We start from the raw sequence: 12801 nt of genomic DNA, 5'->3' as shown, positions 1-12801 counted from the left end.
AATAAGGTATTTAGGTAATTAAGGTGTAAAAGTACTTACACCAATATCATTTGTGGCATGCTTTGCTTGCTGGTGATGATTGTTTGCAAGAATGTCAGCAGGTGAATGTGCAACACGTAATCCCATGTCTTTTTCTTCTCTTATTAATTCGCCACGAAGAGAATTAGAATAAACATCGGTAATTTTCACATCAACAAATTGACCAATAACATGATGAGGCGCTTCAAAGTTTACAATTCTGTTATTTTCTGTGCGACCACGTAGTTCCATTGGATTTTTCTTTGAAGGACCTTCAACTAAAATACGTTGTTCAGTACCTAACATTTGACGCGCGATACGTAATGCTTGATTACTAATAGTGTCTTGTAATATTTGTAAGCGATCTTTTTTCGTTTGGTCTGAAACATCATCAGGTAAATCTGCTGCGGGTGTTCCTGGGCGAGCGCTATAAATAAAGCTAAAGCTTAAATCAAAATCAATATCTGTGATCAGTTTCATTGTTGCTTTAAAATCATCATCAGTTTCACCAGGGAAACCAATAATAAAGTCTGAAGACATACAAATTTCTGGACGTGCTTTTTTCAGTTTACGTATTTGGGACTTATATTCTAAAGCAGTATGTCCGCGTTTCATTTGTACTAAAATTCTGTCACTACCGCTTTGTACTGGTAAATGTAGATGACTCACTAGTTCAGGAACGTCTTTATAAACTTCAATAATGTCGTCTGTAAATTCAATCGGGTGAGAGGTGGTATAACGAATTCTATCAATACCATCAATTGTAGCAATTAAACGTAATAATTCAGAAAAACGACATATGCTACCGTCATGTGACTCACCACGGTAACCGTTTACGTTTTGTCCTAATAAATTAACTTCACGTACGCCTTGTTCTGCAAGTTGAGCAACCTCATAGAGTACATCGTCAAGCGGGCGACTGACTTCTTCACCGCGTGTATAAGGAACTACACAGAAAGTGCAATATTTACTACAGCCTTCCATCACAGAAACAAAGGCTGTAGGGCCATCTGCTTTTGGTTCTGGCAAGCGATCAAATTTTTCAATTTCAGGAAAGCTTACATCAACAACAGGGTTTTTATCGCCTGTTACTTGTTGGATCATTTCAGGTAATCTATGTAAGGTCTGAGGGCCAAAAACCATATCAACATAAGGCGCTCTTTGGCGAATAGCATCCCCTTCTTGAGAGGCTACACAGCCACCTACGCCAATAACAAGGTTTGGATTTGTTGCTTTTAGTGTTTTCCAGCGGCCGAGTTGGTGAAATACTTTTTCTTGAGCTTTTTCACGTATTGAACAAGTATTTAATAAAATAACATCAGCGTCTTCAGCTTCGTCTGCTAACTCATAGCCATGAGTTGAATCTAGAAGTTCAGCCATTTTCTGCGAGTCGTACTCGTTCATTTGGCAGCCCCATGTTTTGATGAAAAGCTTTTTACTCATTAATACGTGCCTAATAGTTCAATAGTGATTTAAAAAAGGAGTCGTATTTTACTCTTTCTTTAGAGGAGACGCCAGTTTAGTTAGCGCGAGGAAGTGAATTAACTTTGTTTAAACCGTATTTGATTTGTAACAAATTGATTTCTTAAATTATATTTAAAATTATATGAGGAGAATTCATATCATAGGGAGTTTTTTAAGTGAAAGGTGTTAAGAAATATCCATCAATGGAATACTGATGATGAGTTGGCTACCTGAATTTTCTTTATCAAAAACATTAAAAGAAGCATTGTATTTACTCGCTATTTGACGAATGTAATACATTGACATATCAAAGTTTATTTTATTTTTAAATTTTGAAAAACCATTTTCATCATTAGAAATAGTTAGCCATATTTTTTGTTTGAACTCTTGTATTGTTATTTCAAAATTTCTCCCATTACCGTTTATTATTGTTGAAACTATTGTCTCGTATATAATTTTATACATGTCGGCTTGCATTTCATGGCTTAGTCGTGATTCAGAAATATCAATCTGTAAATCAATATTTGAATGATACTTTTCGTGTATATAGTTTACAAAATAAGGTAGGGCGACCTCTAGTGACTTACCTCTAATGCTATTGGGTTCGTTATCGTTATCACTTTTAGATAAGGATTCCATGCATTCATTGACTATTTGCGATACTTGATGCAAGCGTGCGGGTGTAAAATCGTCAAAATCAATTGATAGTAATTCTTTAGCTTGTGAAAGGTTTCTTTCCACATTAAAGCTAATTTTACCGTGCATTCTAATATCGTTAGATAATATTGCATGAATATGACGAATGGATTTAAATCTAAGATATAACAACCAAGCCGTTATGATTAGAGCAAGACATAAAGAAAATAGATAAAACTTTTTCATTTGTGGTGTTAAATACCAAGGGTAAGCTACGTTTATTTCTGCAAAAGCATGGATATCACTCCATTGCCCTAGGCTGTTGGTTCCTTTTATGATTAATTTATATGTACCTGATTGTAATCCTGTTAATGTTAATTGATTCCCATACACATCATTCCAGTCGCCATTATTTATTTGGTATTTGAATTTTTTGGGTTTACCCGAACGAAAGTCTAAACTTGCTAAACTAAAAGATATTACATCGTTTTCGGAGTTAACATTAATGTTTTTATTTGTTAAAGATGTTTGTCCTGAAATAGTGATTTCACTTATAGACACACGTGCATTGTATTTTTTTATATCGGTTAATGGTACTTCTAGCATCCCCCCATAATGAGGTATATAAACATTATCTTTGTGTTTTATAGGGCTATCGGTAAAGGTATATTGTTCAGTGTTTGGCACCAATGAAATAGTGTTATCTTTAGTGTTTATACGATACAACCCTTGCTGAGCAGGAGCCCAAATTTCATTGTTTATTACTGATATCATAGAAAAATCAATACCAACGCCTAATCTAGATAATATATCTCCGTGAAAATTCAATACAAATAAACCATCTCCCTTTGTTGCCGCGTAAACTTTATTATTCAGTACGGCAAATGAAATAACCTTACTTGTACCGGGTAAGTCAATATGTTGATTAACTTTTGTGTAACGATTATATATATCAATGCCTTTAGCTGTTGCTAACCATATTTTATGGTTATCAAGGGTCATAATGTCTATTATTTCAGAGCTACTTATTCCGTTATCTACATCAATATGTTCGATAATGTGTTTAGTTAATAAGTTATAAATATAAAAGCCATCATAATTAGTTGCTATATAAAGTAGGTTTTGATTTTTGGTTATTTTTAATAGCAACTTGTTATTGTGAATAAAATCTACTTTTTTTACTTCTTTATCTAAAAGGTTATAAACCCATAAGCCGTCAAAAGTTGCTATGTATAAATCATCGTTAATCGCTAATAAATCCATTGTTTTTTTAGCTAAAGGAGTTAAAAATGAATTGATTTCTGATGATAATGTTGAGCGTTTATTGTTGAAAACATGAATGCCATCGCCATAACTACCAATCAAAATATCATTATTAAATAAAACGCTTTCGTTTGCGTTAGTGGCCACATTATAGATTTTTGGATGATTTTTTATGGGCGAAGGTGATATAGTTTTGATCCCTTTATTACTACTTATCCATAAGGTATTTGCAGAGTCTTGCATGATGTCTTTAGCAATTAACTGTTCTATATCAGGATAATCATGTTCCATTTTAGTTAAATTATTAGCAGATAATTTTACAATGTTGCCTGCTTTATTAAGTAAAATAAAGTTACCGTCATTAGTTTTAGTACTTATTAATAATTTGTCGTTGTTTGGTATTATTTGACGATAGCCACTATCATCAATATATAAAATGTTATTTTTGGTTATAACTAAAATACCGTTTTCATTGGTCGATACTTGGTAAATATTTTCATTAACAATGGGGGAAAATGTGTTGTTTTCGTATTTAAATAATCCATCTCGACCTGCGGCATATAAATTTTTTGTTGTTTTTTCAAAATAAGCAATATCTATATCTTCAGCAATAAGGTTTGTTGATTTAGTTGATGGGGTATATTGATAAATATCTTTCGGAATATTTAAATAATACTTTCCTTTAAAAATGATAGCATTGTAAATGGTTTTTGAAGGAAGGTTGATTTCTACTTGAGATGTTTTCCTTGTTGTTGGATTAAACTTCCATAATTGATGTGATTCAGTAGAAACAATAAAATTGTCGCCTTCGGAAGTTATGTCATGTATCCAAGTAAAGGGAATATTCCATTGAGCACTTTGGCTTGAAAAGCTAATAATATTAACGCCGTCAAAACGAGATAGTCCTGCTTGCCCCCCAAACCAAATAAAACCATTATTGTCTTGAAGTATATTCTGAGGTTTTACATAAGACGATAGCGGATTTATAGATGATGCGGATATGCTTGAAGAAATAAATGTAAATATCAGGAATATAAGCGGCAAAATAGTATGCCACTTAGTAAACAATGATTTATAAGATGTTTTTCGGTGAGCTGGAAATGTGGTCTTTTCTACCGCAAACCACAAAAACTTTAGGCACCAAATTGGTATCAATAGGTCTTTGTACCAACATATAGGTTGGTTTTCTTGGATCTGAAGGGCGTTCTTTATTCGCCCATGCATGGCGTATTTTATCGGCATGTTCTTTGCCATATTTTGTTTCAAACCCTGTGGCGAGTATCTCTACGCCAAAGTCATCCATAATCATCATCGTGTTGTTATGGTAGCCACTTGTTGAGTCAAAATCTATATCTACAGTTAATATTTTATTATTAGGCAATACTAAATTTGCACGTAAGTTAGCAATTACAGCGCGATCTCTATGGGCTTTTAAATTTGAGTTATTCGGTTTTTCTTTTAAATCGAAAGTTAAGTTAATATCTTCTGCTATTTTTAATTTTTCTTCTATATGGCTCATTGTTATTCCTTGTATAAGTCATTTTAATTGTTTTTATTTTAGTGCTTACTATTTGCTATATATTTGGGACTATGGGATTTCAATCTACAACCAAGGTCAAAATAAAAATATACACACCTAGTATAGAAAAGATATTTATATGTGCTCATATATATCGTCTATTTTTTGTAAATTTGATTACGATTTAATTATCGTATATACAGCTAAGGTTCGTTAAAATAAAACCATATGAAGAACTAAAGAAAGTAATGATGAAAAACTTTGATTGTGTTGTTGTTGGTGGTGGAATGGTTGGTGCAGCTAGTGCTTTAACATTAGCGAACTTAGGATTAAATATTGCGATAGTTGAAGTTAAACCTTGCGAAGCGTTTCAACCTAAATCACCTTTTGATTTAAGAGTGTCAGCCATTTCTGCTGCAACTCAACAATTGCTTGAACAACTCGATGTTTGGAATTTATTATCGAAAAAAAGGATGTGCCCATATTCTAGATTAGGAGTATGGGAAAGTGAATTGTCTTATACTGAGTTTGATTCACAAACGATTAAGCAGCCTATTTTAGGGCATATTGTTGAAAACAGGTTAATTCAACTTTCGTTGTGGGAAGTTATACAAAATCAGCATAATATAACCACATTTTGTCCTAATACACTGTTATCGTTTGAACAATACGAGAATGAAGTGATTATCGAACTTAAAGGGCATACTATCTCGTCAAAGTTACTTATTGCTGCTGATGGTGCTAACAGTAAGGTGAGAACTTTAGCTAACATAGGGGTAACGGGCTGGGATTACGGTCAATCAGCTATGCTTATAAATGTTGAAACGGAACTTTTACAACAAAATATCACTTGGCAGCAATTTTATGAAACTGGGCCTGTAGCTATGTTACCTCTTAGTGGAGAGAGTGAGCTTGGCGGCTACGCTTCTTTGGTTTGGTATCATCGAAAAAATGAAATTAAGCGCTTATCTTCTCTAAGTAATCATCAACTTGAATTAGAAGTCATGAAGCATTTCCCTGAACGATTAGGGGAAATAAAGGTTATCGATAAAGGTGCATTTTCTTTAACACGTAAGCACGCCAATACTTATCAAAAAAATAGAGTGATTTTACTTGGGGATGCAGCTCATACTATAAATCCCATGGCAGGGCAGGGAGTTAATATTGGATTTAAAGATGTTAAAGCACTCCAACATGTCATTGCGGAAGCAATAGGTAACGGAGAGGCATGGTTTGATGTGGATGTACTATCCCGTTACGAGAAACAAAGAAGAACCGATAATCTATTAATGATGACAGCTATGGATGCTTTATACGTTTCTTTCAGTCATCCTTCTATTATTGCTAAAGCAGCTCGTAATTTAGGACTCTTTATAGCGAATAAATCGGGAGCTATTAAAAATAAAGCATTAGCGTATGCATGTGGATTGTAGATTTTTAATTTATAAAATAAAGGGAGAGAAAAAATAAATAGATTTTAATGATTTTCGAGCGTGTATATATTATTACATGGTACGGGGTGAGAGACTTGAACTCTCACATCTTGCGATACTGGAACCTAAATCCAGCGCGTCTACCAATTCCGCCAACCCCGCGCATAATATAATCTTTTTGGAAATATTAAGTTGTTCTAGAACTTGAGAAGTGGCAGGGGTAAGAGGATTTGAACCTCTGAATGACGGGATCAAAACCCGCTGCCTTACCGCTTGGCTATACCCCTGCAGAAAAACTCAAATGTAAATTACATGCAACCATTCTATTAGATGAAATATATAAAGAATTTTCAAAGAAAGTGGCAGGGGTAAGAGGATTTGAACCTCTGAATGACGGGATCAAAACCCGCTGCCTTACCGCTTGGCTATACCCCTGCAATGTAACTTACTTTGCAACTAACGTTGCTTTGAAATGGTACGGGGTGAGAGACTTGAACTCTCACATCTTGCGATACTGGAACCTAAATCCAGCGCGTCTACCAATTCCGCCAACCCCGCATTTCAAAAATGGTGGCTACACCGGGACTCGAACCTGGGACCCCATCATTATGAGTGATGTGCTCTAACCAACTGAGCTATGTAGCCTTACCAACCTGCCTGTAAGCAAGTGGCGCGTATTATGCAAATCTCGTTGACCTACGTCAACCGTTTTTTTATAAAAAAAGAGACTTTTTGACTGTTTGAACAAACAGTGTTCGATTTGCCGTTAAACTGTTCACTCTGTCTACTTATATGTAAACATTTTTTTAATTCTACGTTTGAAAAATATACTAATTTATAATCAGAGTCTTAGCATGGCAATATGAGGGATATTGTCTTCTAAATAGATATCTGAAATACGATTAAAGCCATAAGCTTGATAATAGTTTTCTAAATGCGCCTGAGCTGATATTTTTATACTTTCTCCGGGGAAATTTTCTTCACACGCCTTTAGTGCTTTTTTCATTAATAGATGCCCTAGCTTTTGCCCTCGGTATTCGGGAGCAATAACAACTCTACCTATACTTATATAATCGGTATAAGTGGTGTCTTTCGGTAAAATACGTAAATAAGCGGCTATTACATTGTTGTTATGTTTAATTTCATTAAGAGAATAGGCAAAAAGGTGGACAGTGTCTGAGTGTCTATCATGTTCATCAAGATCAGGGTAATAGCAGGCTTGTTCAACAACAAAAATATCAATACGTAATTTTAAAATATCGTATAACTCATTTGTTGTCAGCGATGTGAATGGTTTTGTGAACCATAATAATTGTTGTGGCATAATTTGTAACCTGAGCTTATTAATATTTAATCGTTATGCTTTTAATCATAATTTGCGCAATGTATTAAATAAAGTATTAAGCTAACGTAATTAAACAGCGCAATAAAAAAGGCACTAAAAAGTGCCTTTCATTAAATAACAAATAGTGTTGATTATTTATTATGTCTTTTTTGTAATATTTCCATGACTTCAGAAAGCTCTACATTTTGATCTTTTAACAGTACAAGCGTGTGATAAAACAAGTCAGCGCATTCACCTAAAAACTCTTCTTTAGTTTCAGCAAGAGCGGCTATTACTACTTCAACACCTTCTTCCCCCACTTTTTGAGCAACTTTATTTGTACCGCGAGATAATAATTTTGCTGTGTAGCTTTCTTCAATAGGATCGTTAGCTCGTTTATCAACAAAGCGTTCTAAGTGGCTTAAAAAGTTTTGTTGGCTAAGTTTCTCTTCAGGAAAACAAGACGTTGTATTTAAATGACAAGTAGGTCCATTAGGATTTGCAGCAATGAGTAAACAGTCTTTATCACAATCAGCTAATACTTGCTTAACGTCTAAGGTGTTGTTTGAGCTTTCGCCTTTCATCCATAAGCGTTGTTTAGAACGGCTAAAGAAAGTGGCTTTACCTGATTTTAACGTTGCCTCTAAGGCTTCTTGATTCATAAAACCTTGCATTAATACAGCGCCGGTTGCAGCGTCTTGAATAATTGCAGGTAATAGGTTATCCATTTTATCCCAAGCAAGTTCTTGGCTATTTTCTAAAGTAACTAACATGTTTTTTCCTCACAAAGTCGGATCTCAACTTTATTTTGTTTGAGCATCTCTTTTAATTCAGAGATAGGGATAATACCTTTATGGAAAACACTAGCAGCTAGCGCACCATCAACATCAGCTTGTTGAAATACATCGCTAAAATGCACCATTTCACCAGCACCGCCAGAAGCGATTAAAGGTACGTTACAAACAGCGCGTGCTTGCTCAAGTTGTTTTATGTCGTAACCTTTACGCACACCATCTTGGTTCATGCAGTTTAAAACAATTTCACCAGCACCTAGTTCTTGAACTTTTTTGATCCATTCAAAAGTAGTCCATGAGGTTTTTTGTGTACGCGTTTCGTCACCTGTAAATTGGTAAACCTGATACTCACCAGTTTCTTCATTAAAAAAACTGTCGATGCCTACCACAACACATTGTTGACCAAACTGATCAGCAAGGCGTGAAATTAAGCTAGGATCCATTAAGGCAGGAGAGTTAATACTAATTTTATCAGCACCCATTTTTAATATTTGCTGTGCGTCTTCTTCGGTTTTTATACCACCGGCAACACAAAAAGGAATATCGATAACTTGTGCAATACGGGTGACCCAGCTTTTGTCTACAACACGACCGTCAGAACTGGCGGTAATATCGTAAAACACGAGTTCGTCAGCACCTGCTTTTGCGTATTGTTCAGCTAGGGGAACAATATTACCGATAATTTCATGGTTACGGAATTTTACGCCTTTAACTACTTTACCGTCTTTAACATCAAGACAAGGGATTATACGTTTGGCTAACATGGTTTCACCATTTTTTTTAACTATTTGATTTGTAATTTTTAAGCATTTTTAGATCTATTAATATTTAGAGTTAATGTAAACAACGCTATTGATTGTTGTAAAATAAATAAATATTTAAATTAAAGGATCTACTTGCATAAGTATTTGTAGAAATAATGAGAAATACAGTAATTCTTGGGCGTAAATATACAGCATTTTTTCACTACAGTTAACATAAAAAATATGTTTGATAGCTATTAGCTATATATGATACTTGATATATAGCTATAGTGTATTAATCGACCTTAACCGTTGAAGCAATAGGTATTATATCTTAAGGATAGACTATTCTCTTTTAAGTCGTAAGGCAGTGTACTTAATTTTTTTATTTTAAAAATAATAAATCAATTATTATTCGATCAGGTGTATCAATTTATTCTAAATGCTGGTTCCAGCATAATTCATTTGGGTGTTTTTTGTTGAACTACTTGCGTTTTGTTTAGTACCCAAATCAATATTACATATATTAATGCTATAGCGATGAAGGCCCACTGCCAATTTAATAAAGCAAAGATTAGTGAACCGATACCAATACCTAGTATACCTCCAAGCTTTATTGCGCTATGACTAATACCAACTTGTTTACCTATATTTCTTATACCACCTAATGCGCTTAGTTGAGCTGATAATAAAGGAAGAATTGCCGCTAAGCATACCCCCCAACCAAAACGTATAGCGAGTGCTGGATAAAAGCTATAAATTTGACTTTGTAATAACATGAGTATTAAAGCTATGAGGCAAACAACTTGTAAAAAATATTGTTTATGTTTCCTTTTTTTTAGTCTATCAAAGTAGAGACCGCTATAAGGAGCAGCAATTAAAATACCAAAACCTGTTGCAGCATATAGAATACCTATCATTAAACTTCCTTGCCCTAAAACAGACTCTCCGTATAAAGCATAAAAGCTTTGTGGAAACCGTTTTGCAAGTTGGGCTAGACAAATACTTGCTAGTAATATAGCAGGTGACCACAAACTATTAGATAGATCTATTTTGGGATGATTACTTTTATTTTTTTTATATATCTCTTCTTTGTTATCTGTTGGTAAAAAATAATATAAAACTACAAAAAGTACACCAAATATAAGAGTTGAACGTTCAAACAAAGTTGTCATTGGTAAGTGCTCTAACCAATAACCTCCAGCTAAAGGTCCAATTAATGAACCTGCTGCAGTCGCACCTTGTATCCTGCTAAAAATTTTTCCTCTATGTTTAATAGGGCTCACTTTAGCTGAATAACTTTGCGTCGCAGCAATGGTCCCTGCGGTAAATCCTTGAATTAATCTAATGAATAAAATCAGTATAGGGTCTTGAATCCAAACAAGTAATAATTGGCAAAAACCTAATGCAAATAACGCACGTAATAGCATAAGTTTGTGCCCGTATTTATCACCAATCCCCCCAAAAAAAGGTGCGCTTAGCATGGCTGCCAATAAAGGTAAAATATAAGCTAACCCCCCTAATATACTAGCCCATTGTTCGGTAATACTTCCTAAATATGTTTGATTTAACTGTTTAAAATAAAGCGGCCAAAAAGGACCGCTCATCTCCATTGTTGCCACGGTAAGTAATTGTATTAAAAATAAAAAAGATAATCTCTTACGCCAATGTTGCAATAGCATTATTATACCTTTTCTAAGGGATTATCGGTTGAGTAATATATATAGCTGTCAGATGACTGTAAACGCATTCGCATTAAAGCTTTCATTGGCCAAGGATCATTTAAAAGGGCATGTTTTTCTTGCTCTAACCATTGATGATCTAATTGATTAGTGAGAGATGATACTATGCTGTTTATTGACTCTTTTACTATTCTCCAAGCTTGGGCTTCTGCTTGTTTAGACTCCAGTTGATAATGATTAATTAATGATTTTATATATTCGCCCAATTGACTAATTAACATCGCATGAACCAATCGATTTCGTGCTTGTGCTGGATCTTTTGTTTGTAGTCTATTGTCGTGGTGAAATTCTAGAGGTAATCCTATGGTATTAAACTGAGGTAAGTAAATTCTAAATGCACCAAAATCTCTAGTTAAACAACGTTTTATATTACCTTGTTGATTACACACTAATACAGTATTTTGCTGGTGTACTTCTAATCCAATTCCTGTATGTAAATAGAATGCTAGTGGCCCATGGCACAATACCTTACTGTATTGTGCTAATTGTTTCATAGCCGCAGACCAATCTTCATTTCCTTGATGTTGTAATATACTTAGCCATAATGGTTTTCCTTGTATATCAGGAGCTAACAAACTTGCTGCAGGTAGCATTATTTCATCAGGCTTAGCTGAATTACATGCATTTTGACGGCAAATATAAGATAAATGACTAGCTAATTGATCATTAGGTTGAGTCGGTGATTGATAATGGAGTCCTATATCTTCAGGCTGTAGGGAAAAGTATTCTTCAACTTGTGGTAATTTATTTAATAGCTGTTTCATTAAACTAGAAAACCTAGGTCCCATATGAGCAGAACGTACCGATAATAAACGTTTAGCACTGGTCATTTTTATTGCTACAGGTACCTTTAAACAAGGAGCACGGTTTGATAATGGTAACATGCTTCTAAAACTTAATGTAGGTAGCGTTTTAATGGTAATATTTTCAAATAGTACGAGTGTTTTTTGCTGAAGTTCGTTATTAAATAATGTAGGCAAAGAATATTTTGCTTGCCACGGGTGAATAGGAATAGGTAAGTAGTTTTGCGCGTTAAGTCCAGTTTTTTTTAATTCTTCTTGCCATATTTTCATTTGAGAAGGAAAATATTCATGCCAGTAAATACGAATATCTGTTGGGCTTATAGCTTCACCTTTAATCATACTATCGGTAGATACATGATCTGTTTTTAGTGCTCCTAGTATTAGATTTACATTGGCATTAAAGTCGGGTGAATAAGATAAAATTTGCGATAAATCTAAATCAGGCTTACTACGATCTGTAGGGTGTGATGGATGTCCAACTGCAGCCCATTGCTCTAAAAATGAATAAGCTTGAGAGATATTGAGTTGTGATAAATAATGCCATAAATTTTTATTTTTTTGATTCTTTGCATCTAACTCTTTGCCCCATACTAAGCGATAGGCTAAAGCTAGGGCTGTATTAAACCAAGTTTGCTGTAGATCTTGCCTAAATTCTTTGAACTTTATCGAATTAAATAACTTACTGAGAGGCGCGATTAATTCGATGCAAGAAATTACCTTCTCTTGAGTGAAAGTGATTACTTGTTCCAAGCTCATTACTTCTCCGCTTGAAAAACATTTTAAGCCATCAATACGCCAAACCCTTTTATCTTGTGGTCCAGTACCATGCCAAATAAGAAGATTGCCCTGTAATTCCATTATCTGTTCACGTAATAAAGCATTTATTAGCTTGTGAATAACTTGTTGATGAGCAATATGAAATTGAGTCATCACTAATGAGGGCTGTAATGCTTTTTTTATTAATGCTTCTTGCTGCTCTGTCTCTTCTAAAAAAGAGATAAATGTTTCTTGGTGTTGCGTTAAAGAGCTTGCACTATAATTTATAGATAACATTTTACTTCC

At 34.3% G+C, this 12801-nt stretch carries 9 protein-coding genes and 5 tRNA genes; 1 reads left to right on the top strand and 13 read right to left on the bottom strand.

Annotated elements, in window-relative coordinates; all coding sequences use genetic code 11:
- Window positions 1-18 precede the first annotated feature (18 nt).
- The 3 genes from miaB to B0X80_RS02980 form a co-directional block, all read right to left on the bottom strand.
- Window positions 19-1461, bottom strand: a complete 1443-nt coding sequence (miaB, locus tag B0X80_RS02990) for a tRNA (N6-isopentenyl adenosine(37)-C2)-methylthiotransferase MiaB (protein ID WP_077338316.1) — start codon at window positions 1459-1461, stop codon at window positions 19-21.
- Window positions 1462-1668: 207 nt separating this feature from the next.
- Window positions 1669-4425: a ligand-binding sensor domain-containing protein gene (locus B0X80_RS02985; protein ID WP_077338315.1), complete on the bottom strand. Its 2757-nt coding sequence runs from the start codon at window positions 4423-4425 to the stop codon at window positions 1669-1671.
- Between the two features lie 28 nt (window positions 4426-4453).
- Complete coding sequence (locus tag B0X80_RS02980) at window positions 4454-4900, bottom strand: hypothetical protein (RefSeq protein ID WP_077338314.1); 447 nt, start codon at window positions 4898-4900, stop codon at window positions 4454-4456.
- A 248-nt stretch (window positions 4901-5148) separates the two neighbouring features.
- Between B0X80_RS02980 and B0X80_RS02975 the strand changes: the two genes are divergently transcribed.
- The gene (locus tag B0X80_RS02975) at window positions 5149-6333 is read left to right on the top strand and encodes an FAD-dependent monooxygenase (RefSeq protein WP_342743267.1); all 1185 of its coding nucleotides are present in this window, start codon (window positions 5149-5151) and stop codon (window positions 6331-6333) included.
- A 77-nt stretch (window positions 6334-6410) separates the two neighbouring features.
- Here the strand turns inward: B0X80_RS02975 and B0X80_RS02970 are convergent.
- The 10 genes from B0X80_RS02970 to B0X80_RS02925 all read right to left on the bottom strand — a co-directional run bounded on the left by B0X80_RS02970 (window position 6411) and on the right by B0X80_RS02925 (window position 12792).
- Window positions 6411-6495 (bottom strand) — tRNA-Leu (locus B0X80_RS02970).
- A 50-nt stretch (window positions 6496-6545) separates the two neighbouring features.
- Window positions 6546-6620 (bottom strand) — tRNA-Gln (locus B0X80_RS02965).
- Between the two features lie 73 nt (window positions 6621-6693).
- Window positions 6694-6768 (bottom strand) — tRNA-Gln (locus B0X80_RS02960).
- Window positions 6769-6806: 38 nt separating this feature from the next.
- Window positions 6807-6891 (bottom strand) — tRNA-Leu (locus B0X80_RS02955).
- Window positions 6892-6901: 10 nt separating this feature from the next.
- Window positions 6902-6978: transfer RNA gene (locus B0X80_RS02950), tRNA-Met, on the bottom strand.
- A gap of 196 nt (window positions 6979-7174) precedes the next feature.
- Window positions 7175-7657 (bottom strand): GNAT family N-acetyltransferase, encoded by a 483-nt coding sequence (locus B0X80_RS02945; RefSeq protein WP_077338312.1) that lies wholly within the window; start codon window positions 7655-7657, stop codon window positions 7175-7177.
- A 152-nt stretch (window positions 7658-7809) separates the two neighbouring features.
- A complete protein-coding gene (hisIE, locus tag B0X80_RS02940) occupies window positions 7810-8430 on the bottom strand; it encodes a bifunctional phosphoribosyl-AMP cyclohydrolase/phosphoribosyl-ATP diphosphatase HisIE (RefSeq protein WP_077338311.1) in 621 nt (206 codons plus the stop codon).
- A complete protein-coding gene (hisF, locus tag B0X80_RS02935; RefSeq protein WP_077338310.1) occupies window positions 8424-9215 on the bottom strand; it encodes an imidazole glycerol phosphate synthase subunit HisF in 792 nt (263 codons plus the stop codon). The genes hisIE and hisF overlap by 7 nt, the downstream gene beginning before the upstream one ends.
- A 440-nt stretch (window positions 9216-9655) precedes the next feature.
- Window positions 9656-10876, bottom strand: coding sequence for an MFS transporter (locus B0X80_RS02930; protein WP_077338309.1), 1221 nt, complete (start codon window positions 10874-10876; stop codon window positions 9656-9658).
- A gap of 2 nt (window positions 10877-10878) precedes the next feature.
- On the bottom strand, window positions 10879-12792 hold the full coding sequence (locus B0X80_RS02925; RefSeq protein ID WP_077338308.1) for an IucA/IucC family protein: 1914 nt from the start codon (window positions 12790-12792) through the stop codon (window positions 10879-10881).
- Window positions 12793-12801 lie beyond the last annotated feature (9 nt).

Source organism: Pseudocolwellia agarivorans (genome assembly GCF_002000085.1).
GTDB lineage: Bacteria > Pseudomonadota > Gammaproteobacteria > Enterobacterales > Alteromonadaceae > Pseudocolwellia > Pseudocolwellia agarivorans.
The sequence above is the reverse complement of the archived record's forward strand: the minus strand, read 5'-3'. Positions and strand labels throughout refer to the sequence as shown.